At 63.3% G+C, this 24,703-nt stretch carries 18 protein-coding genes; 5 read left to right on the top strand and 13 right to left on the bottom strand.

All coding sequences use genetic code 11. The features are described 5' to 3' along the window. Nucleotide 1 precedes the first annotated feature (1 nt). Nucleotides 2-601 (bottom strand): DUF922 domain-containing Zn-dependent protease, encoded by a 600-nt coding sequence (locus tag NKI73_RS01610; protein WP_352626854.1) that lies wholly within the window; start codon nt 599-601, stop codon nt 2-4. Nucleotides 602-741: 140 nt separating this feature from the next. After that, entirely contained in the window at nt 742-2,421 is a 1,680-nt protein-coding gene (locus NKI73_RS01605; protein WP_352626852.1) for an electron transfer flavoprotein-ubiquinone oxidoreductase, read from the bottom strand. 219 nt (nt 2,422-2,640) lie between these two features. Here NKI73_RS01605 and NKI73_RS01600 point away from each other — a divergent pair, with 219 nt between their 5' ends. From NKI73_RS01600 to NKI73_RS01590, 3 genes are all read left to right on the top strand, one after another. Next, the gene (locus NKI73_RS01600) at nt 2,641-3,285 is read left to right on the top strand and encodes a hypothetical protein (RefSeq protein ID WP_352626850.1); all 645 of its coding nucleotides are present in this window, start codon (nt 2,641-2,643) and stop codon (nt 3,283-3,285) included. Nucleotides 3,286-3,334: 49 nt separating this feature from the next. Continuing rightward, nucleotides 3,335-4,201, top strand: coding sequence for a uracil-DNA glycosylase (locus NKI73_RS01595; RefSeq protein WP_352626848.1), 867 nt, complete (start codon nt 3,335-3,337; stop codon nt 4,199-4,201). A gap of 134 nt (nt 4,202-4,335) precedes the next feature. Beyond that, a complete protein-coding gene (locus tag NKI73_RS01590) occupies nt 4,336-5,148 on the top strand; it encodes a helix-turn-helix domain-containing protein (RefSeq protein ID WP_352626847.1) in 813 nt (270 codons plus the stop codon). Here the strand turns inward: NKI73_RS01590 and NKI73_RS01585 are convergent, their stop codons facing one another. Then, nucleotides 5,149-6,051, bottom strand: a complete 903-nt coding sequence (locus NKI73_RS01585) for a DMT family transporter (RefSeq protein ID WP_352627307.1) — start codon at nt 6,049-6,051, stop codon at nt 5,149-5,151. It abuts the gene before it with no gap. Nucleotides 6,052-6,122: 71 nt separating this feature from the next. After that, a complete protein-coding gene (locus tag NKI73_RS01580) occupies nt 6,123-8,429 on the bottom strand; it encodes a xanthine dehydrogenase family protein molybdopterin-binding subunit (RefSeq protein ID WP_352626845.1) in 2,307 nt (768 codons plus the stop codon). A gap of 156 nt (nt 8,430-8,585) precedes the next feature. On the opposite strand from NKI73_RS01580, the gene pepN reads away from it, so the two are divergent. Next, nucleotides 8,586-11,231, top strand: coding sequence for an aminopeptidase N (gene pepN, locus NKI73_RS01575; protein ID WP_352626843.1), 2,646 nt, complete (start codon nt 8,586-8,588; stop codon nt 11,229-11,231). 24 nt (nt 11,232-11,255) lie between these two features. On the opposite strand, the gene NKI73_RS01570 is transcribed toward pepN, so the two are convergent. Both NKI73_RS01570 and NKI73_RS01565 read right to left on the bottom strand, forming a co-directional pair. After that, nucleotides 11,256-11,561 (bottom strand): addiction module antidote protein, encoded by a 306-nt coding sequence (locus tag NKI73_RS01570; protein WP_352626842.1) that lies wholly within the window; start codon nt 11,559-11,561, stop codon nt 11,256-11,258. 1 nt (nt 11,562) lies between these two features. After that, nucleotides 11,563-11,859, bottom strand: coding sequence for a type II toxin-antitoxin system RelE/ParE family toxin (locus tag NKI73_RS01565; protein WP_352626840.1), 297 nt, complete (start codon nt 11,857-11,859; stop codon nt 11,563-11,565). A gap of 222 nt (nt 11,860-12,081) precedes the next feature. Here NKI73_RS01565 and NKI73_RS01560 point away from each other — a divergent pair, with 222 nt between their 5' ends. Further along, entirely contained in the window at nt 12,082-14,403 is a 2,322-nt protein-coding gene (locus NKI73_RS01560; protein WP_352626839.1) for a PAS domain-containing sensor histidine kinase, read from the top strand. A 38-nt stretch (nt 14,404-14,441) separates the two neighbouring features. Here the strand turns inward: NKI73_RS01560 and NKI73_RS01555 are convergent, their stop codons facing one another. The 7 genes from NKI73_RS01555 to NKI73_RS01525 form a co-directional block, all read right to left on the bottom strand. After that, nucleotides 14,442-14,921: an EF-hand domain-containing protein gene (locus tag NKI73_RS01555; protein WP_352626837.1), complete on the bottom strand. Its 480-nt coding sequence runs from the start codon at nt 14,919-14,921 to the stop codon at nt 14,442-14,444. Between the two features lie 153 nt (nt 14,922-15,074). Next, nucleotides 15,075-18,065 (bottom strand): bifunctional [glutamine synthetase] adenylyltransferase/[glutamine synthetase]-adenylyl-L-tyrosine phosphorylase, encoded by a 2,991-nt coding sequence (locus tag NKI73_RS01550; RefSeq protein WP_352626836.1) that lies wholly within the window; start codon nt 18,063-18,065, stop codon nt 15,075-15,077. Continuing rightward, nucleotides 18,065-19,540: a sensor histidine kinase gene (locus NKI73_RS01545; protein WP_352626834.1), complete on the bottom strand. Its 1,476-nt coding sequence runs from the start codon at nt 19,538-19,540 to the stop codon at nt 18,065-18,067. Before NKI73_RS01545 ends, NKI73_RS01550 begins: the two co-directional genes overlap by 1 nt. 7 nt (nt 19,541-19,547) lie before the next feature. Next, nucleotides 19,548-20,222, bottom strand: a complete 675-nt coding sequence (locus NKI73_RS01540) for a response regulator transcription factor (protein WP_352626833.1) — start codon at nt 20,220-20,222, stop codon at nt 19,548-19,550. Between the two features lie 345 nt (nt 20,223-20,567). After that, a complete protein-coding gene (locus tag NKI73_RS01535) occupies nt 20,568-22,118 on the bottom strand; it encodes a Do family serine endopeptidase (protein WP_352626831.1) in 1,551 nt (516 codons plus the stop codon). Between the two features lie 128 nt (nt 22,119-22,246). After that, a complete protein-coding gene (locus tag NKI73_RS01530) occupies nt 22,247-22,714 on the bottom strand; it encodes a cytochrome c-type biogenesis protein (RefSeq protein ID WP_352626829.1) in 468 nt (155 codons plus the stop codon). Then, nucleotides 22,711-24,702, bottom strand: a complete 1,992-nt coding sequence (locus NKI73_RS01525; RefSeq protein ID WP_352626827.1) for a heme lyase CcmF/NrfE family subunit — start codon at nt 24,700-24,702, stop codon at nt 22,711-22,713. Before NKI73_RS01525 ends, NKI73_RS01530 begins: the two co-directional genes overlap by 4 nt. Between the last annotated feature and the right edge of the window lies 1 nt (nt 24,703).

Genomic DNA, 24,703 nt, shown 5'->3' with positions numbered 1-24,703 from the left:
ATCAAGGCTTGATCAAAGCGGTGACGAGATGTTCGACATGGCCACCGTCGCGATGCTCGCGGGCGTCGAAAGCGATCTGCTTCGCCTCATATGCGGCATAGGTGGCTCTGATACGCCGCTGCGCCTCGTGGCGTGTCTTGTAGCAGGACCGGTCGTCGGCAATCCTGAGGCCGGAGATCGATCTTTCAGTGGCGCGCATCATCTCCCTGGCGAGACGGCCATGGGTTTCTTCGTGGGCGCGGACGCCGGCGAAGAACCGTGTCCAACGCTTCTGGAGCGCCGGCGCGGTGGCCGAGGCGACATGCGGAAACGTGTAAAAGAGATTGAGCGTGCCGTTGGCGCGCCGCAGACGGCAGAAGCCATTGTCCTGGCCGGCGTCAAGGTCCCAATCCACGGTATAGCCGGTCTGCGCGATAGCGTGCGTCATGAAGCCGTGCTTCGGCCCCTTGCGGTCCATCGCCTTCATCAGCGCCAGCCCCGTGGTCCCGGTGATGTCATAGGTCCGCGTCTTGACCAGCACCTTGGTGCCGGCCGACGCCGCCGGAGCGGAACCGCACACCGCGCCGATCGCCATAAGGCATGCCAGAACCGCCACGCGCATTGGCCATCTCCCTTCGTCAGGCAATGGAACCATAAGCGCGTGGCAGTTTCAACAGTTCTAATATTTCACATGCCCCGGTGGACCGGGCCTTCGCCGACATTTTGCTTGCGGCGGCCGAGACGGTCCGGCCAACGCGTGGCTTACATACCTTGGTAGACCGGGCCTTCGCCGCCTTGTGGCGGCACCCAGTTGATGTTCTGGTTCGGGTCCTTGATATCGCATGTCTTGCAGTGGACGCAGTTCTGCGCGTTGATGACGAAGCGCACGTCCTTGGCCGCGGGATCGGCGGCCGCGTTGCCGTCCTTGTCGACCCACTCGTAGACACCGGCAGGACAATAGCGTGTCGAGGGTCCCGCAAAGACATCGTGTTCGGACCGTTTCTGCAGCTCCATGTCGCCGACAAGCAGATGGACCGGTTCGTTTTCCTCATGATTGGTGTTGGACAGGAACACCGAGGACAGCCGGTCGAAGGTCAAAACGCCATCGGGCTTCGGATAGGCGATCTTCTTGTGCTGGGCTGCAGGCTCGAGCGTTGCATAGTCGGCCTTGCCATGCTTCAGAGTGCCGAAGGGCGAGATACCGAACAGCGTGTTCAGCCACATATCGAGGCCGCCGAGGCCGACACCGACGATGGTGCCGAAGCGCGACCATAGCGGCTTGACGTTGCGCACCCTCTTCAGGTCCTTGCCGATGTCGGTCGCCCGCCAGGCCGCCTCGTAGGAGGAAAGCTCGTCATTGGCGCGCCCAGCACCGATCGCTTCGGCGACATGCTCGGCCGCCAGCATGCCGGACAGCACGGCATTGTGCGAGCCCTTGATGCGCGGCACGTTGACGAAGCCAGCTGCGCAGCCCATCAGCGCGCCACCGGGGAAGGAGAGTTTCGGCACCGACTGCCAGCCGCCTTCGGTGATGGCGCGCGCGCCATAGCCCAGGCGCTTGGCGCCCTCGAAGGTGCCGCTGATTGCCGGATGGGTCTTGAAGCGCTGGAATTCGTCGAACGGCGACAGCCAAGGGTTCTTGTAATTGAGGTGGAGGACGAAACCGACCGCCACTTGATTGTCCTCCAGATGGTAGAGGAAGGAGCCGCCGCCGGTCTTCATGTCAAGCGGCCAGCCGAAGGAATGCTGGACCAGGCCAGGCCTGTGGTTCTCCGGCTTGACCTGCCAGAGTTCCTTGAGGCCGATGCCGTATTTGCCGGGCTCGCGGCCGTCGGAAAGCTTGTATTTGGCGATCAGCTGCTTGGCGAGCGAGCCGCGCGCGCCCTCGCCGATCAGCACATATTTGCCCATCAGCGCCATGCCGGGCGCAAAGCCTGGGCCATGCGTGCCGTCCTTCTCGACTCCCATGTCGCCGGTGACGACACCGGTGACGGCACCTTCTTCATTGTAGATGAGGCCGGCGGCGGCAAAGCCGGGATAGATCTCGACGCCGAGCGCCTCGGCCTTACCAGCCAGCCAGCGGCAGACATTGCCAAGCGAGACGATGTAATTGCCGTGATTGTTCATCAGCGGCGGCATCAGGATGTTGGGCAGACGGAACGAGCCGGCAGGGCCAAGGACGAGGAAATGGTCCGCCGTGACCGGCGTCTTGAAAGGATGACCGTCCTCGTCGCGCCAGCCCGGCAAGAGCCGGTCGATACCGATCGGATCGACGACGGCGCCGGAGAGGATATGGGCGCCGACCTCGCCGCCCTTTTCCAGGACGACGACCGACAACTCGGGATTGACCTGCTTGAGGCGGATGGCGGCGGCGAGGCCGGCCGGGCCGGCGCCGACGATAACCACGTCGAATTCCATGCTTTCGCGTTCGATGTCGCTCATCAACCCCTCCGCACTGGCTTATCCCATTCGGGTATCTAGCTGGCTCCTGCGCTGCATAGCGCATCAATCGGCGACAGGAAACCGGCGCATACGTGACAATGCCGTTTTGGCCAAAAAGTCGCGCATTGCGAGGCTGGGCGGCTGTTTTCGTCCGGCATGGCCCTCGGCGCTGACGTTTTTAATTGTTCGACGGCTTGCTTATCGGCCATACTTCACGCCATGCGCATTCCTGGGCCAGCCGGCTTTTCATCCACGCGCTTTCTTTTCACGCCCGGCCGGGTCTGCCGGGCGCTCCTTTTGGCCCTTCTGGTGCTGGCACCGGGTCACGCTTTCGCGGACGAAGTGAAGGTCTGGGCGGCCGGGGCCTACTCCTTCTCCGACGAGCTTGGCGGCTTCCACATAACCGGCGCTTCAGGCATCGGAACGAAGGACGATCCGCTGGTCATCACCGAAGAGCTGAATTCGTCAACGCCAGTGACGCTGACCATCCGCACGACAAAGCCGATCCAGGCTTACGGTCCGGCCGGCGAATTCGCCAACGGCATCATGTATATGCGCATCGACGTGCTCAACAACAGTGGCCAGGCCTGGATCGAATTCCAGTTCGAGCTGCAGGAAATCCTGAACCGGCCGAGCGTGTTCGGCGACGGGCTTTCGTTCGACCAGCGCAACAAGACGCCTGACAATATCTGGTCGAGCAATTTCGCCGATTTCGATCGCGATTTCGAACCCTATGACCGATTGCTGTTCAGGAACGGCAAGGTCGACCCGTTGAAAACAGCCAGGTTCGAATTCCTGATGACCGACTACACGCCCAGATGGACCTTCTATCTGGTGCAGGATCCGCGCATACCAACGGGGTAGAGAAGCGGCTAGCCTTGCAAATTGCCGCCACGCGGACGAATGTGCCGGCATGACTGCCGCTTCCCCCAACAACAGACCTGACATCGCCGACCTGCTGGCCTTTTATGCCAGCGTGGGCGTTGACGAGGCGCTTGAAGACCAGCCGGTGAACCGGTTCGCCGAGGTTGCGCCAAAATCATTGGAGCGCGCGCCGACCGCGGCGCCTTCGGGCGACACCGCCGCACCGCAGCGTTCGACGAATCGCCTCGAAGCGGGCGACAGACCGAATGCGCCCGTTGCGCGCGCACCGTCGGCCACGGTTCCCGACGAAGCGCAAGCGGCACTGGCCCGCCAGCTGGCAACGACGGCAATGACCCTGGACGAGCTTCGCCAGCACATGGCGGCGTTCGACGGCTGCAATCTCAAAGCCACGGCCAAGAACCTTGTGTTCGCCGACGGCAACCCGGAAGCCGCCGTGATGCTGGTCGGCGAGGCGCCGGGCCGCGACGAGGACATAGAGGGACTGCCCTTCGTCGGCCGCTCGGGCCGGCTGCTCGACCGCATGCTGGCGGCGATTGGGCTCGACCGGACCTCGGTTTACATCGCCAACGTCATTCCGTGGCGGCCGCCGGGCAATCGCACGCCGACGCCGCACGAAACCGAGATCTGCCGGCCATTCATCGAGCGGCAGATCGAACTGGTCAATCCGAAGGTGCTGATCAACCTTGGCGGCCCGTCGGCAAAGACCTTGCTCAACACCTCGGAAGGCATCCTGCGGCTGCGCGGCAATTGGCGCGTCCACACGACGGCATCCGGCATCTCCATTCCCGCCATGCCGACGCTGCATCCCGCGTATCTGCTGCGAACCCCGTCGCACAAGAAACTGGCGTGGCGGGATTTCCTCGAGGTGAAGGCGAAATTGCGTGGGCTTGGGTGATTGGCCAATCTCCCCCCTCGTGGGGGAGATCGGCCGTCACCTTGGCTTTCGCCAATGTTGATAGGCGAGCCCAGGCAAGAACTATGACCTCAGAGGTAATTGAAATACGCCCAGCGTCGGCCTAGTCATCCCCCATGACAACAGCCCAAATCTCCGCCGGCAGCCTTATCCGCGAATGGCGCACGCGCCGCCGTATGAGCCAACTCGATCTCGCCATCGAGGCCGAGATATCGCAGCGACATCTGAGCTTCGTCGAGAGTGGCCGGGCCGCGCCCTCGCGCGACATGGTGCTTCATCTGGCTGAGCAGCTGTCGATCCCGCTCCGGCAGCGCAACCAGCTGCTGCTCGCCGCGGGCTTTGCCCCCAGCTTCGGCGAGCGCTCGCTTGGCGACGCGACACTGGCGCCGGCGATGGCGGCGGTCGAGATCGTGCTCAAGGGGCATGAACCGTTCCCGGCACTGGCTGTCGACCGCCATTGGAACCTGGTTTCGGCCAACGCCGCCATCGCTCCCTTCCTTGCCGATGTCGGCGAGGCTTCGCTGCTGGCGCCGCCGGTCAACGTGCTTCGTCTCAGCCTGCATCCCGGCGGCATCGCACCACGCATCGTCAATCTCCAGGAATGGCGGACGCATCTGCTCGAGCGCCTCAAACACCAGAATGATGCCAGCGGCGACCCGGTGCTGGTCGACCTGGAGCGCGAGCTGCGCAGCTACCCGTCCGGCTTGAAAGGCAGCCGGCCAGCGCCGGTCGAGCCGAATGCCATCGTGCACCCGCTCAGGCTGGCGCATGGCGATCAAGTGCTATCGTTCATCAGCACCATCACCGTGTTCGGCACGCCGCTCGATGTGACGTTGTCGGAACTGGCGATCGAATCGTTTTTCCCGGCCGATGAGCAGACGAGGACGGTGCTCGTGCGATTGGCGAAGGAGCGGGCCGAGCTGTCGTAATCACCCTTCAGGCAAAGATGCCTTGCGGGTGCGGGTGCGCTCCAGGCCAAGCTGGCGTTCGCGCCAGATGATGAATATTCCGGCGGCGACGACGATCAGGCCGCCGACGAGCATGTTCAGCGTGGCGACGTCGCCGAAGACAAGATAACCGACGACGACGCCGAGGATCATCGAGGTGTATTCGAACGGCGCCACCACCGAGGCCTCGGCATGGCGATATGCCGCCGTCAAAAGGATCTGGCCGAGGCCGCCGCAGAAGCCGGCGGCAACCAGAAGAGCCGCCTGGAGCGGCGTCAGTGCCAGCCAGCCGAACGGCAGCGATAATAGCGACATGACGCTCGCCGTCACCGAAAACCACAGCACGATGGTGGCGGTGCGTTCGCTTTGCACGAGGTTGCGCACCAGAAGCATGGCGACGGCCGAAATCGCCGCGGCGACGAGGGCGGCAATGACGCCAAGCACCTCCTGGTCGTCGAGCGCCTGGTCGGAACTGAGCAGCGTCAATTCCGGCCACGAAATGATCAGCACACCGACCAGACCGACCGCAACCGCGCTCCAGCGATAGACACGGATGGCTTCACCGAGAAAGATCGAGCTGAACACCACCACAAGCAGCGGCTGTGCGTAGTTCAGGGTGATCGCCTCCGGCAGCGGCAGCCGGGTCAACGCGAAAAAGCCAAGCCCCATGGCGCAGACGCCGACAAGGCCGCGGGCGATGTGATTGAATGGACGCTTGGTGGTGAACGCAGTGCCAAGTTCTCGCCTGAAAGCCAGAAAGGCGATGATCGGGAAGATGGCGAAGAACGAACGGAAGAAGACGATTTGACCCGCCGGCACGGTGCCCGCGGCTTTGATGCAGGTCTGCATGCCAACGAAGACCGCCACCGACACGATTTTGAGCATGATGCCGGTGAGCGTATTGTGCCCGCCAGCATGATCGCTGGCTGTGGATGATGGGTTGCCGGGGCTGGCTGTCACGCTCCCATAGCTTCCCGGATCGTTGCCCAGATGCGCGCAGGCGTCGCCGGCATGTCGATGTGCCTGACGCCATACGCGCGCCAGAGCGCGTCGGTGACCGCGTTGAGTGCGGCCGGGGTCGAGCCGATGGTGCCGGCCTCGCCTGCCCCCTTGATGCCGAGCGCATTTGTTGTCGAAGGCACGTTGCGGGTCTCGAAATGGAAGAACGGGAAATTGTCGGCGCGCGGCATGGCGTAGTCCATGTAGCTCGCCGTCAAAAGCTGTCCGTCCTCGCTATAGATCGTGTCTTCGATCAGTGCCTGGCCGATGCCTTGCACGACGCCGCCGTGCACCTGGCCGGCAAGCAGGATCGGGTTCACGGTGACGCCAAAATCGTCGACGATGGTGTAGCGGACGATCTCGGTGGCGCCGGTGTCGGGGTCGATCTCGACCTCGCAGATATGGGTGCCGTTCGGGTAGGTGCACTCGTCCTGCACGAACTCGCCGAACCCTTTGAGATCATCCGGCGTCTTGGCGGCCTTGGCGATGGTGGAAAAATCGATCGAGCGATCGGTGCCGACGATGCGGGCAGCGCCATCAGACAGCTCGATGTCGCCGGCCGAGGCTTCCAGCTCATCGGCAGCGATGCGCTTGATCTTGTGGGCCAGATCCTCGCCCGCGCGGGAAGCTGATACACCCCCCAGCGGAATGGAGCGCGAACCTCCGGTGCCGCCGCCGGCCTTCAGCTCGTCCGTATCGCCCTGGCGGACATGGATCTTGTCGATGTCGAGGTTGAGCTTTTCCGACAGGAACTGCGCATAGGCGGTGGCGTGCCCCTGCCCGTTGGTCTGGGTGCCGATCTTCAGCGTCACCGTGCCGTCGCCATTGAGTTCGACAAAGGCCGGTTCCGACCCGGGAAAAGCGCAAGCCTCGATATAGGTCGCCATGCCGAGGCCTCGGATCTTGCCGCCGGCTTTCGACTGCGCCAGCCGCGCCGGGAACGCTTTCCATTCGGAGCGTTCGATGGCACGCTCCATATGGCCTTCGAATTCACCGGTGTCGTAGAGGCGGCCGGTTTGGGTGCGGTAGGGAAACTGCTCAGGCCGGATGAAGTTGCGGCGCCGGATCTCCTCGACAGGCAGGCTGAGATCATGGGCACAGGCATCGACAAGCTTTTCCAGCAGGAACGCTGCTTCCGGCCGGCCGGCGCCGCGATAGGCATCGACCGGGCAGGTGTTGGTGTAGAGGCCGGTGACTGAGACGTCGAGCGCCTGGATGTCATAGACGCCGGTCGACATGGTGACGCCGATATAGGGGATAAAGGGACCGTATTGCGAGATATAGGCGCCGATGTTGGCGAGCAGATCCACCTTCATGCCAAGGAAGCGGCCGTCCTTGTCCAGCGCCATCTCGGCCGTCACGAAATTGTCGCGCCCTTGCGCATCGGTGAGGAAGTGTTCGGTGCGATCGCCCGCCCATTTGACCGGGCGGCCAAGCCGCTTTGCCGCCTCCAGCACCAGCGGATACTCGCGGTAGACGAAACTTTTCGGCCCGAAACCGCCGCCGACATCGGGCGTGATGACGCGCAGCTGAGCCTTCTTGATCTTGAACAGGCCGGCCAGGATGTACTGCATGGAATGCACGCCCTGCGACCCCGTGGTCAGCACGAAGCGGTTCTCCTCTACGTTCCACTCGCCGATCGCGGACCGCGGTTCCATGTAGTTGCACACCAGCCGGTTGTTGACGAAGTCGATGCGGGTGACATGGGCGGCTTTGGCGAAAGCCGCGTTGGTCTTCTTCTTGTCGCCCATGTGGTAGCTGAAGGCGCGGTTGGAACCGAGTTCCGGCCAGACCAGCGGCGTGCCTTCGGCAAGTGCCGTTGCCGTACCAGAGGCCGCATCTTCGCTGTCATAGTCGACGTCGATCAGTTCAGCGGCATCCTGCGCCAAGGCACGGCTGTCGGCGACGACGAAGGCAACGGCATCGCCGACATAGTGGACCCGGTCGCGGCACAGGATGGGGATGTCGCGCGTCGGCGCCTTGGTGCCGTCCGGCTGTTCCTGCATGACGCCGGATTTGAGATCGCCGAGATGGGCAAGGTCCTTGCCGGTCAGCACCAGCTGGACGCCTGGTGCCGCCTTCGCCGCCTCGGTCGAACCGATGGTGAAGCTGGCCTTGGCGACCGGCGAGCGCAGGACATAGCCGTGCAGCACGCCAGCCGGCTGGATGTCGTCGGTATAGCGGCCCTGCCCCTGGATGAAGGCAGCATCCTCGCGCCGCAGCACGGATGCGCCCATGCCGAATTTCGGTGTGACGACGGTCATGGATGCCTCGTGATGATGCCGGGAGAAGGAACGCCTGAAATAGGCATTGCCTTAGTTTTGTCGAGGGGCCGTTTCGTGTAAAGAGCGCGGACTTCAAATTTCTTGGACCAGCGGACACAATCCGCCACCAACGCAATCGACAGGAAAACCCACGGAATGCGCACGGACACCGGCCAGGTCTTCAAGCTCGAAGACTATCGCCCCAACGACTACCTCATTCCGCAAACCAACCTCACCTTCCGCCTTTCGCCAGACGCAACGCGCGTCACCGCCTTCCTTACCGTCGAGCGACGTGACGGCGTATCCGCGTCGGCACCATTGGTGCTCGACGGTGACGGCCTGACGCTCAAGCGCATCGAGATCGACGGCAAGAAGGTGAAACCGGCGGATCTGCTGGCGAGCCCAGACCAGCTGACCATCCTCAAGCCGCCGGCCGCAAATCGCTTCCAGTTGTTGATCGAGACCGAGCTGGCGCCGGCGGGCAACGAAGCCCTGATGGGCCTCTACCGCTCGAGCAATGTCTACTGCACGCAGTGCGAGGCCGAAGGCTTTCGCCGCATCACCTATTTCCTCGATCGGCCCGACATCCTGTCCGTCTACACGGTGCGGATCGAAGCGCTGCGTGACGAGGCGCCGCTGCTTCTGTCCAACGGCAACCCGCTCGACAGAGGCGATCTGGGCGACGGCTGGCACTATGCCAGATGGCACGACCCCTTCCCCAAGCCGTCCTACCTGTTCGCGCTGGTGGCTGGCCATCTCGGCCAGCTCGCCGACAGTTTCGTCACCCTGTCCGGCCGCACGGTCGAGCTCGGCATCTATGTCGAGCCCGGCAAGGAGAAGCTGGCCGGCTACGCGATGAACGCCCTGAAGCGGTCGATGAAATGGGACGAGGAAGCGTTCGGCCGGGAATACGATCTCGACGTCTTCAACATCGTCGCCGTGTCCGACTTCAACATGGGCGCGATGGAGAACAAGGGCCTTAACATCTTCAACGACAAATATGTGCTGGCCGATCACGAGACCGCGACGGACGCTGATTTCGCCAATATCGAGGCAATCATTGCGCACGAGTATTTCCACAATTGGACAGGCAACAGAATCACTTGCCGCGACTGGTTCCAGCTCTGCCTGAAGGAAGGCCTGACGGTCTTCCGCGACCACGAATTCTCCGCCGACCAGCGCTCGCGAGCGGTCAAGCGGATCGCCGAAGTGCGCACCTTGCGCGCCCACCAGTTTCCCGAGGACCAGGGCCCGCTGGCGCATCCGGTACGGCCGCACCGCTACCGCGAGATCAACAATTTCTACACGGCGACGGTCTACGAGAAGGGCTCCGAAGTGGTGCGCATGATCCGCACGATTCTCGGGCCCGACGTCTTTCGCGCAGGCATGGACCTCTATTTCGAGCGGCACGACGGTGACGCGGCGACGATCGAGGATTTCATCAAGGTGTTCGAGGATGCGTCCGGCCGCGACCTGTCGCAGTTCGCGCTCTGGTATCATCAGGCGGGCACCCCCAATTTGACAATCAGTTCGACCCACAATCCGGCCGCGCAAGAATTCACGCTCGAAATCGAGCAGTCGGTGCCGCCGACACCCTCCGAAAGCCGCAAGCGGCTGATGCACATCCCGCTCGCCTTCGGCCTGATCGGCGCCGGCGGCAAGGCCGTGGAATATAGCGGCGTCGAGGGCGCCAGCGTCGAGGACGGCGTCATCCATGTCCGCAAGCGCCGCCACATGGTGCGGTTTTCAGGCGTCGCCGAGCGCCCGGCCGTGTCGCTCAACCGCGGCTTTTCGGCGCCGGTGACGCTTTCGGTCGAGCAGAAAGCCGACGACCAGTTCTTCCTCGCCCGCCATGACAGCGACGCCTTCTCGCGCTGGCAGGCCTTCAACACATTGCTGACCGATGCCCTGATTGCTGCCTTCCGCGAGATCCTCGGCGGCAAGCAGCCGGCCTTTGCATCGCGGCTGACCGAGCTCGCCGGCAGCATCGCCGGCGACGAGACGCTGGAGCCTGCCTATCGTGCACTGGCGCTGGCATTGCCGGGCGAAGCCGACATTGCCCGCGACATCGGCAGGAATATCGACCCCGATGCCATCTATGCGGCTCGCCAGACGCTGGCGCTGGCAATCGGTACCGCCAACCGGGACGCTTTTTCGGTCCTCTACCTCAGCCTCGCCGACAAGGCGGCGTTCAGCCCCGACGCGGCAAGCGCCGGACGACGCGCCTTGCGCAACACCCTGCTCGATTATCTATCGCTGCAGCCGGGTGGAGCAGCACTCGCCGCCGGGCATTTCCAGTCCGCGACCAACATGACCGACCGCGCGGCAGCGCTTGCCGTGCTCGCGCATCGTCACCACGGTTCGCCCGAGGCGATCGAGGCGCTGGCGGCTTTCGAGACGATTTATGGCTCCGACCCGCTGGTCATGGACAAATGGTTCCAGATCCAGGCCAGCGTTCCAGGACCGCAGACCGTCGACACTGTGCGGGCCCTGACCAGTCATCCGGCCTTCTCGGTGGGCAACCCAAACCGGGTGCGCTCGTTGATCGGCACCTTCTCCAGCGCCAACCAGACCGGCTTCCATCGTGCTGACGGCGAAGGCTACCGGTTCTTTTCGCAAACGGTGCTCGAGGTCGAAAAGCGCAACCCGCAAGTGGCGGCAAGGTTGGCGACGGCGCTCAGATCGTGGCGTTCGCTGGAACCTCTGCGGCAGGCCAAGGCCCGGGAAGCGCTGCTTTCTATCGCCAACGCCGAAAACCTGTCGGCTGATCTGAGGGATATCGTCGAGCGCACACTGGCGTGAATGCGCAATCTCTTCAAGCACCCGTTAAACCAGTCCCGGCTGATGGGATTGGGGCTTTGCGGTCAACTCGATCCCAAGCGCCTTCATCACGGCAATCGTCGTTTTCAGGGTTGGATTGCCGTTCTCACTGAACGAGCGATAAAGCTGTTCACGCGAAAGTCCCGTCTGGCTCGCTATCTGGGCCATGCCTTTGGCGCGGGCTACGACCCCCAGCGCATGCGCGATATAGCCGGAATCTTCGGAAGCAAATGCTTCCGCCATGAATGCCGCAATCGCCTCGTCGGAGGTCAAGCCTTCGGCCGGATCAAAGGTTGTCAGTTTTTCAGCCATGTCATTCACTCCATTCTTTTGCCAGACGTTTCGCCGTCGCGATGTCCTTCTTCTGGGTGCCTTTATCGCCGCCGCACAGGAGGACGATGATCGTGCTCCCCCGCTTCTGAAAATAGACGCGGTAGCCGGGGCCGTAGTGGATGCACAACTCGCTTATCCCTTCCCCCACGGGCTCGACATCTCCCGGGTGCCCATAGGCAAGACGGTCAAGCCGAGCAAAGATCGCACCTCGGGCGCGCTCATCCCTTAGCCGCGTCCACCACTTTCGGAACGTTTCGGTCTGCTTCAGATCGATCATAGGGAAATGTAGTTTATAAACTACAACTTGTCAAGCAACCCAGAGAGACGGTCGCGCGCCAGAAGGCATTGGGCCGTTTCGGCATTATTTTAGTCGATTTTTAATCTTTTTTCGCCGGACCACTGGACAAGGCGAATCACCTTTGATTCTTTACTGACGATTCGGATGTGCGGCGTTTGCCGGATCACCAAGCAGCATAGGCAAATTCGGGGAGTGCCATTTATGGCGAAGGCGGACGCGTGGGGCGCGCCCGGAGGGACGGCTTTTGCGCATCGCGAGACGCGAAGCGACGGCCTTGCCGGGAATACGCGGCTCATCGCCGAACCGGCCTACCGGCGGCTGCTGGCCGCCGAGCCGCTGTTGCGCCGATCGATACCCGTCCTCATCATTACTTTCCTGATCGTCATCGCGGCGCTGCGCGTGCTGTCGCTGATGAACGAGCGCGACGATGTCGAACGCAATGCCAAGGCAATCCTGACGCTGGCGGCCGGCCAGCTGGCCAGTTCGCTCGCCACCACTTCGGACACGGTGCCCGGCGCCATCCAGGATCTGCTGGAGACCACCAGCCGTCAGGGCGCGATGGGCCGCAGCCATGTGCTCGTCATCACCGACAGTGCTTTCAGAATAGTCGCGGTGACACCGCGCTCGATGCCATGGCAGGGCCATTCGCTCGACGGCCTCGTCGAGGGCGGCCAGCCCTTGTTCATGTTCGGCGATCGTGCCGGCGTCATGGAAGTCAACATCGACGGACGGGACTGGTATGCGGCGGTCAGCCTGGCGAATGGTGGAAAGGGCGCATCGGCGGCGCTGGTGCCGCAGGACGCGGTTTTCGATGCCTGGCGCAAGACGGTTTCGATGAACGTCACCCTGTTCGTGCTGACGGCCGGCGTACTGATTATCATCCTCTACGCCTATTTCGGCCAGGCAGCGCGCGCACAGGCGGCTGACCGCATCTACCTCGAAGCGCATCAGCGCATCGACATGGCACTGGTTCGCGGCCGCTGCGGCCTGTGGGACTGGGACATGGTGCGCGGCAAGATGTACTGGTCGCGCTCGATGTACGATATGCTCGGCTACAAGCCCTGCGACACGATGCTGTCCTTCGGCGAGGTCGATCAGATCATCCATCCCGAGGACGGCGACCTGTTCGAGCTTGCCAACAGAATCGTCGCACGCGAGATCGACCACATCGACCAGGTGTTCCGGATGCGGCATGCCGACGGCCAATGGGTCTGGATGCGCGCACGGGCGCAGGTCATCGATCCGGAAGCGCCGGAGATCCAGCTGATCGGCATCGCCGTCGACGTCACCGAACAGCGTCATCTGGCGCTGCGTTCCGAGGCGGCCGACCTTCGCCTCAGGACCGCGATCGAGAACATCAACGAATCCTTCGTGCTGTGGGACTCGGCGCAGCGCCTGATCATGTGCAATTCCAAGTACCAGCAGGACAATGGGCTTTCGGACCGCGACGTGATGCCGGGCGTCACACGCGCGGCTCTTGAAGAACGCATGCAAGCCTTTGCTTCCGAGCGGCGGCTTGCCAACACCAGCGGACTGCAAGGTGGCGCCACCTTCGAGCGGCAGCTGGCCGATGGCCGCTGGCTGCAGGTCAACGAACTGACGACCCGGGACGGTGGCATCGTTTCGGTTGGATCCGACATTACCCAGATCAAGCTGCACCAGGAGAAGCTGGTCGACAGCGAACGCCGGCTTATGGCGACGATCCATGATCTCAGTCTCGCCCGCCGGGCCGAAGAGGAGCGCTCGCGCGAACTGGTCGACCTCAACCGCAAATACATGAAGGAAACCGAGCGCGCCGAAGCGGCGAACCGGGCCAAATCCGAATTTCTGGCCAACATGTCGCATGAGTTGCGCACGCCGCTGAACGCCATCATCGGCTTCTCCGAACTGATGGAACAGGGCCTGTTCGGTCCGCTCGGGTCGGAGCGCTACGAGGAGTACGCCACCGACATCAACAGCAGCGGCAAATATCTGCTGGGGGTCATCAACGACATTCTCGACATGTCGAAGATCGAGGCCGGCCAGTTCTCGCTGGACCGGGAAGAGATCGACCTCGGCCCGCTGATCAGCGAGACCGTTCGCGTCGTCTCGCTGCAGGCGGCGCAAAAGGCGATCACCGTGGAAACACGCATCGCCGACGCGTTGACGCTGGTCGCCGATCGCCGTGCGATCAAGCAGATCGTCATCAACCTTTTGTCCAATGCGGTGAAATTCACCGGCCAGGGTGGCCGCATATCGGTCAGAGCCCGCAACACGTCCGCCGCGCTGGTGCTGACGATCGAGGACAATGGCTGCGGCATACCGAAAGACGCGCTCGGCAAGCTCGGCCGGCCTTTCGAACAGGTGCAAAACCAGTTCTCCAAGAGCCATGCCGGATCCGGCCTTGGCCTTGCCATCTCACGCTCGCTGGCCGAGCTCCAGGGCGGCGCGCTGAAAATCCGTTCGACCGAAGGCGTCGGCACGATCGTGTCGGTGCGCATTCCGGTGAAGAAAGCCGCGCCAGCCATCAAGGTCGCTGCCTAGCAAACAGGCTCCGGCTGACGCCGCCGGAGCCTGCAGCCTCACTGCATACTGCCGTCGTTGCCGTCGCCGCCCCATTGACGGTGGCGATCAAAGCGGCCGCCTTTGGGCAGTTCGCTCTTCTCGACCTTGCCGTCATTGTTCCTGTCGAGCATGGCAAAGACTTTCTTCTCCCGACTGGTGATGTCGTCTGACGTCAGCGTGCCGTCGCCCTTGGTGTCGTAGCGGGCGATAATGCGTCTGGCCATCTGCTCGAAGCGCGCCTTCTCCAGCGCGTCGGCAAGCTGGGCGACAGTCAGCTTGCCGCCATTGTCGGCGACGAGCTTCTTCAGCCGTGCGTTCATGGCGTCGGAGAACTGGTCGAAGGTGATGGTGCCGTTCGAATCCTTCATCGCCTTGTTGAGGCGCACCATCGTGCCCTCACGTATTTTTGCGCTGGCATTGTTTTCGGCATAGGCCGTGGTGCCGACGGCGCCGGCCAAGGCTACGAAGGCAAGGGCAAGTTTGGTTGACTTTCTCATGGTCTTCTCCTGTTGCATCGTCACCCCCGATGCCAGAGCGGCGGATCTTCGATCCTGTTGCCGCTCTGTCTCTTTGTTTGAACATCGGATTTTCCGAAAACCGGTTTCCACTTTTGGGTCCGATGCTCTAGCCGAGATAGCCGCTCGTCGCGGTCATCCCGTACGAAGCAGAAGGTCGAAGTCTTTCCTGACCTTTTGCGACGTCTCTTTGAGGTGCGCTTCCAGCACACCGAAATCCGGCAGGTCGGTCACCGCCAGAAGCAGATCCGAAAGCCCCGGCGGAACGTCGTCGCGCTCAAAGGCTCCGGTGAGGCACAGCCGCGTCATCTGGGTCAGTGCCAGATAAAGCGCATAAGCATCGCAAAGGTCCTGCCTTATCCCTGCATCGGCAAAGCCCGGCGCCAGGCGCGACAGGATCTCGGCCGTACCGGTGGCACGAGCAATTGGCACGGCCGGGGCACGTGGCACGGCCAGGGCACGCGGCCCGGCCTCGACCTGCCCGGTGATGACAGCCACCTGAGCGATGAATTCGAGATCGATCAGGCCGCCGGGGATCAGCTTGATATCCCAGAGATCGCGCGACGGCTTTTCCTTTTCGATCATGGCGCGCATGTCCGAGGCCTCGGCCATCACCTTTGCCGCGTCGCGCGGCTGGCCGAGCACCGCCGCCACTTCCGCCTCGACCTCGCTGCACAGGTTGGCGTCGCCGGCTATGGCGCGCGCCCGCGACAGCGCCATGTGCTCCCACGTCCAGGCTTCCTGGCGCTGGTATTTCTTGAAGGCATCGATATGGGTGGCCACCGGCCCCTTGTTGCCGGATGGCCGCAAGCGCAGGTCGAGTTCGTAGAGCACCCCCTCCGCCGTCGGCGCGGACACGGCCGCGATCAGCCGCTGCGTCATGCGGGTGTAGTAATGCGAAGGCGCCAGCGGCTTGTCGCCATCGGACTCTTCCGCATCCGGCGCGTGATCGTAGAGCAGGATCAGGTCGACATCCGATCCGGCGGTCAGCTCGCGGCTGCCGAGCTTGCCCATGCCGAGCAGCGAAACCACGCCGCCGGCAATCGTGCCGTGACGGGCCGCGAATTCGGCCGTCACCGCCTGCAACGCCGCCTCGATGGTGAGATCCGCCAGATCGGAAAAGGCGCGGCCGGCCCGCGCCGGATCGATCGAGCCGGCCAGCAGCCGCACGCCGATCAGGAATTTCTGCTCGGAGGCAAAAATGCGCAGTCGGTCGAGCACGTCCTCATAGAGCCGATCGCCGTCGACAAAGGCTGAAAGCCGCGCCGACAGATAGGCGCGGTCCGGCAATTCGGTCAGCAAGGCCGGGTCCAGCAAGCCGTCGAAGACATGCGGGCGGCGTGTGATGATCGCCGCCAGCCGGGGTGCCGCACCCATGATCGTCGCCAGAAGCTTCAGCAGGGCCGGATTGGACTGCAGCAAGGAAAACAGTTGGATGCCGGCGGGCAGGCCGGCGAGAAACTCGTCGAAGCGCATCAGGGCTTCGTCCGCCCGGCGCGTCTGGCCGAAGGAGCGCAGCAGCGCCGGCGTCAGTTCCGTCAGCCGCTCGCGGGCCTCCGCCGACTGGGTGACGCGATAGCGGCCGAAATGCCAGCCGCGAATGACGCGGCAGATGTCGCTCGGCCTGTGAAAGCCGAGGCCATGCAAGGTCTGTAACGTATCGGGATCGTCGACATCGCCGGTGAAGACCAGATTGCCGATGCCGGTCGAAAGCTCCGGCGCGGTTTCGAAAAGTGCTGCGTAGTGGCGTTCGACCTGTTGCAGCGAGGTGCGGAACGCCATGGCAAAGGCAGAAGCATCGGCAAAGCTTAGCATGCGCGCGATGCGCTCCAGCCCCTCATCGTCTTCCGGCAGCGTGTGGGTCTGCTCGTCGGCAACCATCTGCACGGCATGTTCGACGCGGCGCAGGAACCAGTATTGACGAGCCAGCGCGTCGCGCGCATCGGCGGTGATCCAGCCGCGTGCCGCAAGCTGGCCGAGCATCGGCACGGTCTCACGGCCACGCAATTCCGGGAAGCGTCCTCCGGCGATGAGCTGCTGGGTCTGAACGAAGAACTCGATCTCGCGGATGCCGCCGCGCCCGAGCTTGACGTTGTGGCCCTTCACGGCGATCTCGCCATGGCCCTTGTGGGCGTGGATCTGGCGCTTGATCGAATGGACGTCGGCGATCGCTGCATAGTCCATGTATTTGCGCCAGATATAGGGCTGCAGCTCCTTGAGGAAGGCCGCACCAGCGGCCAGGTCGCCGGCCACCGGGCGTGCCTTGATCATGGCGGCGCGCTCCCAGTTCTGGCCACGCGCCTCGTAGTAGCGTAGCGCGGCCTCGACTGGGATCGCCAGCGGGGTTGAACCCGGATCGGGGCGCAGCCTCAGGTCGGTGCGGAAAACATATCCGTGCTCGGTGCGATCCTGCAGGATACGCACCAGGCGGCGCGTCAGGCGGGAAAACAATTCGGTGGCGTCGAGCGGATCGATCACGGCTGGCGCTTCCGGATCGAAGAAAACCACGAGATCGATGTCGGAGGAGAAATTCAGCTCGTGCGCACCAAGCTTGCCCATGCCGAGCAGGATCCAGCCCGATTTCTTCGATGGGCTGTCGAGATCCGGCAGTTTGAGCTTGCCCTGGCCATGCGCGTCGCGCAGCAGGAAGTCGACGGCCGCACGGGTGCAAGCATCGGCAAGGTCGCTCAGCCGCTGCACCGTCAGCGCCGTTTCGGCTTCACCGGCAAGATCGGCCAGCGCGATCAAGAAATGCGCCTCGGCCTTCCATTGACGCAGTTCCATCATCAGGCCGGATTCCGAGACCGACTCGGCCAAATGCGCCTGGTCGATGGCAGCACCGATCGCCTTCAGCCGATCCTCGACCGCCTGCTCGAATAGCCCGTCGAGGATCTGCGGCCGGCGACGCGCCGTGTCGCGCAGGAAGGGCGACAGATCGAAGACAGCTGCGAGGAAATCCTGGCCCTCCCCTTTGCCGGCCAAGAACTTGGCCAGCCGCGTCAGCCCTTCTTCGCGGGCGGCGGAAGCGATCTCGGCCAGTTCCTGCCGCGAACGGTCCTCGTCCAGCGGAGCCAGGCTGGTCGCCGGCTTCAACAGCCAATCCGTCGCCCTCGCAGCCGTGCTCATCAGTGATCCTCCCGTGCCGGGAAACTCATGATCACGGATAGTCCGGGATTGCCAGGCAAGAGATCAAGCCGGCCATTGTGGAATGTCATGACGGCCTTGGCGAGGCTGAGGCCGAGGCCGGAACCCGGCTGCGAACGGCTCTTTTCCAGCCGCACGAAACGTTCCGTCGCGCGGGCGCGGTCGCTGTCGTCGGGGATGCCGTGGCCATTGTCGACGACCGACAGCCGAACATCCGTGCCGGTTCGCTCAAGGGCTACACGCACGGCCGGCTGAGCGGCGGCGTCGGTCGAATATTTGATGGCGTTGTCGACGATGTTCGACAACGCCTGGCCGATCAGTTCGCGGTTGCCGTTGACGAAGGTCGCCTCCCGCACGTCGGCCTCCAGCGACACGCCTGCCTCCTCCGCCACCGGCTCATAGAGTTCGACGACATCGCGCACGGCTTCCGCCAGATCGACTCGGTTGGTGTTTTCCGAGGAGTAGCCTGCCTCCAGCCTAGAGATCATCAGGATGGCATTGAAGGTTTTTATCAGCTGGTCGGATTCGGCAATGGTGCCTTCCAGCGCCTGGCGGTAGTCGGCAGTCTTGTGCTTGCCCGAAAGCGCCGCTTCTGCCCGGTTGCGCAGCCGCGTCAGCGGCGTCTTCAGATCATGCGCGATGTTGTCGGAAACCTGCTTCAAGCCTTCGTTGAGCGTGGCGATCCTGGCCAGCATCACATTGAGGTTTTCGGAAAGCCGGTCGAACTCGTCGCCGGTCCCGGTCACCGGGAGCCGGCCGGACAGGTCGCCACCCATGATGCGGCGGCTGGCCTCCGACACACTGTCGATGCGCTTCAGCGCCGCGCGGCCGACGAAGAACCAGATCAGCAGCCCGCCAAGCCCCATCATGCCGAGCGCCAGCATCAGCGCGCGGCGAATGACGGCGCGAAATCGCTCCGGCTCGCCAAGGTCGCGACCAACCAGCATGATCATCTGGTTCGGCAGCCGCAGCACCAGCGCAATGGCGTTGTGGCCCGTTTCGCCCTGCGCCTGCGCGTCGTTCTGCTCGGTTTGGTTGGTACCCTGCTCGGCGGGCAGATTGCGCAGACGTTCGAGCTCTCCTTCGCCAAAGCGCTGGTAGGAGAACGGACTGCTGGTCCAACCTTCGGTTTCGAGAACGCCCGGTTCAAGGCTCTGCACATTGCCGGTCAGAATCTGGCCGTTGGCGTCGGCGATCAGATAGAGGTTTGCGCCGGGCTGGCGCGAGCGCGCCTCGACCACACGGACCAACACCGGCAGGCCGCCACGTTGATAGGCGCGAGCCAGACCGAGCACCTCGTCATTGATGGTGTCCTGGGTCTGCGCCGTCAGCATGCGCGCCGAAAGGGAGGTCATGTAGAAGACGAGCGCCACCGCGCAGAGCGCGAAGAGCAAGAGGTAGAGCGCCGAAAGCCGCGCTGCCGTCGTCTTCATGATGGCTGGCACGGAAAGAGCCATGCTGCCGCTAGCTGCTCTTCAGCATATAGCCGGCGCCGCGAACCGTATGCAGGATGGGCTTGTCGAAGCCCTTCTCGATCTTGCCGCGCAGCCGCGAGACATGGACGTCGATGACATTGGTCTGCGGATCGAAATGGTAGTCCCAGACATTTTCGAGCAGCATGGTGCGCGTCACCACCTGCCCGGCATGCCGCATCAAATATTCGAGCAAGCGGAATTCACGCGGCTGCAATGTGATCTCGCGCGCCGCGCGGCGGACCGAATGCGACAGCCTGTCGAGTTCGAGATCGCCGACGCGGTAGACGGTTTCGGCTTCCTTGGCGCTGGCGCGGCGGTTCAGCACCTCGACGCGGGCCAGAAGCTCGGAAAAAGCATAGGGCTTGGTCAGGTAATCGTCGCCGCCGGCGCGCAGGCCGGTGACCCGGTCATCAACCTCGCCGAGCGCCGACAGGATCAGCACCGGCGTCGTGTTGCCCCTGGACCTGAGACCGGCAATAACCGATAGGCCGTCGCGGCGCGGCATCATCCTGTCGATGACCATCACGTCGTAGTCGCCGGCGTCGGCGAGCGCGAAGCCGGTTTCGCCATCACCGGCGACATGCGCGGTGTGACCGGCCTCGGTAAAGGCTTTCTGCAAGTAATCCGCGGCCTCGCGATCGTCTTCTATGACGAGAATCTTCATAGGACTGTTATACGCGATTTCGCCGGAACGTTGAGTGGCAGACATCTGCATTGTGGCCTTTGCCAAAGCGCATCGCGATCAAGATCCGAAGCCGTGCGCGATAAAGTCCTTGTCTCCGATGTCGTTGCGCGAAGACCGCTGAAAGCTTTCAGACGACACTCCAGGCTTTCTGACGAAATGCCGGAGCTTTCCGACGAAATCCAGGGATAGTGCGGCAGCGGGCGATGGGAGGCCCGCTGCCGCCGGGGGAGAGCACGATGACTGACTAACGCACGCTCCTCCATGCTTTCCCGTGCGGCGGCTCGGGGGTGTTTGAAACGGCCGCACTGGAAAAGTCGAGCAGCTTCAGCCCTTGGCGACGGGCAGCGCGACGAAACGATTGGTGTCGTCGCGGGTAATCTGCATCAGCACTGCCTTGCGGCCGGATTTGACCGCGTCGGTCATCGCCTTGGTGACGTCGTCGGTGCCGTTCACTTCGGTCGAATTGACTGATGTGATGACGTCGCCCGGCTGGATGCCGCGATCTGCGGCATCGCTGTCGGGATCGACGTCGGTGACCACCAGTCCCTTGCCGTTTTCGGACTTGGTGACGGTCAGGCCGAGATCGGCCAGAGTGTCGGGCCTGGCCGGAGCAGGCGGCTGCGGCTGGTCGGCAGATGCCTGCTTGTCGCTGGTGGGCAGCGTGCCGAGATCGACCTTGACTGCCTGGCTCTTGCCGTCGCGCCACACCGTGACGTCGACCGATTTGCCCGGCGAAAAGGCACCGATCAGACGCGCCAGTTCCTTCGGCGAAGCAACGTCCTTGCCGTCGACCTGGGTGATTACGTCACCGGCCGTGATCCCGGCCTTCTTGCCGGGACCGTTGTCCTGGGCGCTGGAAACCAGCGCGCCGTTGTTGGACTTCAGGCCGAGCGATTCGGCGATGTCGGGAGTGACCGGTTGGATTTCGACACCGAGCCAACCACGCTGTACGGAACCGCTCTTCATAAGGTCCTGAACGACCTGCTTGGCGGTCGAGGCGGGAATGTCGAAGGCGATGCCGACGCTGCCGCCGGACGGCGAGAAGATCGCGGTGTTGATGCCGACGACCTGACCGTTGAGGTTGAAGGTCGGGCCACCCGAATTGCCGCGGTTGACCGAGGCGTCGATCTGGATGAAGTCGTCATAGGGGCCGGCGCCGATGTCGCGGCCGCGGGCCGAGACGATGCCGGCGGTGACTGTGCCGCCGAGGCCGAACGGATTGCCGACGGCCACCACCCAGTCGCCGACACGAACCTTGGAATCGTCGGCGAAGTCGACATAGGTGAACTTGCCGACACCGTCGACCTTGAGCACGGCAAGATCGGTGCGCGGATCGGTGCCGATCAGCTTGGCGTCGAGTTCCTTGCCGTCATTCATCACCACGGTGAAGGCCGAGCCTTCCGAAACGACGTGGTTGTTGGTGACGAGATAGCCGTCATCGGAGATGAAGAAGCCGGACCCCTGCGCAACCGGCCGCGGCTGGTCGTTGTTGTGATCACGGTGGCTGAAGCGCCTGTTGCCGCCTTGGCCATCCTGATCGCCAAAGCCGCGGAATTCCTTGAAGAAGCGGCGCAGCTGCGGGTTGTCGGGCATGTTGTTCATGCCATCCGGATCGTCGGACTGGTCAGAGCCGTCATCGGCCGCCGGGCTGATCTTTGCTTTGACCTTGACGCTGACGACGGCGGGAGAAACGCGCTCGACGACATCGGCGAAGCCTGGCACCTGCGGCGCCTCGACGCGCACGGCGTCGGCCAGAACAGGGCTGGTTCCGCTGGTCAGCGCGCCGACGCCAATCGCACCGACCACGGCGATAGAAGCGACGGCAGCCAGCAGACGCTTACGGGTGACGGAATATGAATTGGGGGCAATATTCATTCTCGTATCCTCTTTCAAATGGACGCTGCGTGATCGGCATCCTCGGGAAGAGAGAATTAGACAGGCGCACATTACAGCGCCATTTCCGACACATGAAACTTTGGTAATGTTTGGCAGCGACCGCAGCGTCAGTCGCGGCGCAATATGGCGTCCAACGATGCCTGCTCTTCGGCGGACAGGGATTTTGTCGCCAGCGTGCGGCGCGATCGCGTGATCAGCACAATGAAGACGCCTCCTACCAGCAACAGCAGGACAGGCGTGCCCCACAGCAACGCATTGCGCAGATCGAAACGCGGCTTCAGCAGCACGAACTCGCCATAGCGGGAGACGACGTAATCCATCACCTGCTGGTCGGTATCGCCGGCGACGAGGCGCTGGCGCACGAGGATGCGCAGGTCACGGGCAAGGTCGGCGTCGGATTCGTCGATCGACTGGTTCTGGCAGACCATGCAGCGCAGACCCTCCGACAGCGCCCGCGCTCGTGCCTCGAGCGCCGGATTGGGCAGCATCTCGTCAGGCTTCACCGCCATTGCCGCGCCGGCAAAAAACAGCGCCAGCAACAGGACAATGGAGGTCAGCGAAAGCCGTGCACTCATGGCAGGCCCGCGGACGGCACCGCGCTCGCCTGCTTGCGCCGCCGCGACGGCGCACCGACGCGCAGGCGCCTGTCCATCAGCGACATCGCCGCGCCCGCCATCATCACCAGGCCGCCGCCCCAGATCAACGTCACCAGCGGCTTCCACCACAGACGCACCACGACGGAACCGTCATTGCCCTCGTCGCCGAGCGAGATATAGAGCTGGGAGAGGCCGATCGTCCTGATGCCGGATTCCGTCGTCGTCATCTGCCGCACCGGATAAAACCGCTTGGCGGAGCTGATTTCGCCGACAGGACTGCCGCTGACGCCGATCAGTTCGAAGCGGCCGCGATCCTCGCTGTAGTTCGGCCCCTGGGCTGGATAAAGCCCGACGAAACGCACCTTATGGCCGGAGAGTTCGACGGTCTCGCCGGCATGCATCGATAGGATCTTTTCGGTCCCGAAGCAAAGCGTGCCGACGATGCCGAGCGTGGTCAGGCCAAGACCAAGATGAGCGAAGGCGGTGCCGAAGACCGAGCGCGGCAAGCCGAGCAAGCGCCTGACCATGATCCCCGCGGCAACATTGCCAAAGCCGGATTTGACGGCAAGATCGGTGAGCGCGCCAAGGATCAGCCAGACGGCAAGGCCAACGCCCAGGGCTGCAAACACCGAGGCACCGTCGATGAACAAAGCTGTGACAAGCGTTGCCAGAAGGGCTGCGGCAAACGCCACCATCAGGCGCTGCGCGACGGCGAAGACATCGCCGCGCTTCCAGGCCAGCAGCGGCCCGAACGGAACCACCAGCAACAGCGGCACCATCAACGGTCCGAAGGTGAGATTGAAGAACGGCGCGCCGACCGAGATCTTGTCCGCTGAAAAGGCCTCGACAGCGAGCGGATAGAGCGTGCCGACGAGCACGGTCGCGGTCGCCGTGGTCAGGAACAGATTGTTGAGGACAAGCGCCCCTTCGCGCGAAATCGGATGGAACAGGCCGCCGGCCGTCAGCCGGGAGGCGCGCAGCGCAAACAGCGCCAGCGAGCCACCGATGAACAGCGTCAGGATGCACAGGATGAAGACGCCGCGTGTCGGATCGGTGGCGAAGGCGTGGACCGAGGTCAACACGCCCGAACGCACGAGGAAGGTGCCGAGCAGCGACAGCGAAAAGGTCAGGATGGCGAGCAGCAGCGTCCAGATCTTCAGCGCCGAGCGCTTTTCCATGACGATGGCCGAATGGAGCAGTGCGGTGCCCGCCAGCCACGGCATGAAGGAGGCGTTTTCGACCGGATCCCAGAACCAGAACCCGCCCCAGCCGAGTTCGTAATAGGCCCAGTATGATCCCATGGCGATGCCGCCGGTCAGGAACATCCAGGCGACCAGCGTCCACGGCCGCACCCAGCGAGCCCAGGACGCGTCGATGCGTCCCTCGATGAGGGCGGCGACCGAGAAGGAAAAACAGATCGAGAAGCCGACATAGCCGAGATAGAGAAACGGCGGATGAATGGCGAGGCCGAGGTCCTGCAGGATCGGGTTGAGATCGCGGCCTTCGATCGGCGCCGGATTGAGCCGGACGAACGGATTGGATGTCGCCAGGATGAACAGGAAGAAGGCGGCGCCGATAGCGCCTTGCACGGCAAGCACATTGGCGCGCAGCGTTGCCGGCAGGTTGGAGCCGAAAGCGGCGACGAGGGCACCGAAGAAGGTCAGGATCAGCACCCAGAGCAGCATCGAGCCTTCGTGATTGCCCCAGGTTCCGGTGATCTTGTAGATCAGCGGCTGCAGCGAATGCGAGTTTTCCCAAACACTCGCCACCGAGAAATCGGAACTGGCATAGGCACTCGCAAGTGCTGCGAAAGACAGCGCCGTCAGGGCAAAGCCGGTTACGGCGACGGGACCACCGACAGCCATCAGGCGCTGGTTGTTCAGGCGCGCACCAAACAGCGGCACGATCGTCTGTACCAGCGACAGCGCAAACGCCAGAACCAAGGCAAAATGACCGGTTTCAACCATG

The organism is Mesorhizobium sp. M0496 (assembly GCF_040321205.1).
Taxonomy (GTDB): Bacteria; Pseudomonadota; Alphaproteobacteria; order Rhizobiales; family Rhizobiaceae; genus Mesorhizobium.
This window is presented reverse-complemented; position numbering and strand designations above follow the sequence as displayed.

Coding starts and splice junctions, on each gene's coding strand:
- NKI73_RS01525 (WP_352626827.1), bottom strand. CDS start 24,702: ATGGTTGAAACCGGTCATTTTGCCTTGGTTCTGGCGTTTGCGCTGTCG.
- NKI73_RS01610 (WP_352626854.1), bottom strand. CDS start 601: ATGCGCGTGGCGGTTCTGGCATGCCTTATGGCGATCGGCGCGGTGTGC.
- NKI73_RS01565 (WP_352626840.1), bottom strand. CDS start 11,859: ATGATCGATCTGAAGCAGACCGAAACGTTCCGAAAGTGGTGGACGCGG.
- NKI73_RS01550 (WP_352626836.1), bottom strand. CDS start 18,065: ATGAGCACGGCTGCGAGGGCGACGGATTGGCTGTTGAAGCCGGCGACC.
- NKI73_RS01590 (WP_352626847.1), top strand. CDS start 4,336: ATGACAACAGCCCAAATCTCCGCCGGCAGCCTTATCCGCGAATGGCGC.
- NKI73_RS01540 (WP_352626833.1), bottom strand. CDS start 20,222: ATGAAGATTCTCGTCATAGAAGACGATCGCGAGGCCGCGGATTACTTG.
- NKI73_RS01595 (WP_352626848.1), top strand. CDS start 3,335: ATGACTGCCGCTTCCCCCAACAACAGACCTGACATCGCCGACCTGCTG.
- NKI73_RS01555 (WP_352626837.1), bottom strand. CDS start 14,921: ATGAGAAAGTCAACCAAACTTGCCCTTGCCTTCGTAGCCTTGGCCGGC.
- NKI73_RS01535 (WP_352626831.1), bottom strand. CDS start 22,118: ATGAATATTGCCCCCAATTCATATTCCGTCACCCGTAAGCGTCTGCTG.
- NKI73_RS01545 (WP_352626834.1), bottom strand. CDS start 19,540: ATGGCTCTTTCCGTGCCAGCCATCATGAAGACGACGGCAGCGCGGCTT.
- NKI73_RS01605 (WP_352626852.1), bottom strand. CDS start 2,421: ATGAGCGACATCGAACGCGAAAGCATGGAATTCGACGTGGTTATCGTC.
- NKI73_RS01580 (WP_352626845.1), bottom strand. CDS start 8,429: ATGACCGTCGTCACACCGAAATTCGGCATGGGCGCATCCGTGCTGCGG.
- NKI73_RS01560 (WP_352626839.1), top strand. CDS start 12,082: ATGGCGAAGGCGGACGCGTGGGGCGCGCCCGGAGGGACGGCTTTTGCG.
- NKI73_RS01570 (WP_352626842.1), bottom strand. CDS start 11,561: ATGGCTGAAAAACTGACAACCTTTGATCCGGCCGAAGGCTTGACCTCC.
- NKI73_RS01585 (WP_352627307.1), bottom strand. CDS start 6,051: ATGCTCAAAATCGTGTCGGTGGCGGTCTTCGTTGGCATGCAGACCTGC.
- pepN (WP_352626843.1), top strand. CDS start 8,586: ATGCGCACGGACACCGGCCAGGTCTTCAAGCTCGAAGACTATCGCCCC.
- NKI73_RS01600 (WP_352626850.1), top strand. CDS start 2,641: ATGCGCATTCCTGGGCCAGCCGGCTTTTCATCCACGCGCTTTCTTTTC.
- NKI73_RS01530 (WP_352626829.1), bottom strand. CDS start 22,714: ATGAGTGCACGGCTTTCGCTGACCTCCATTGTCCTGTTGCTGGCGCTG.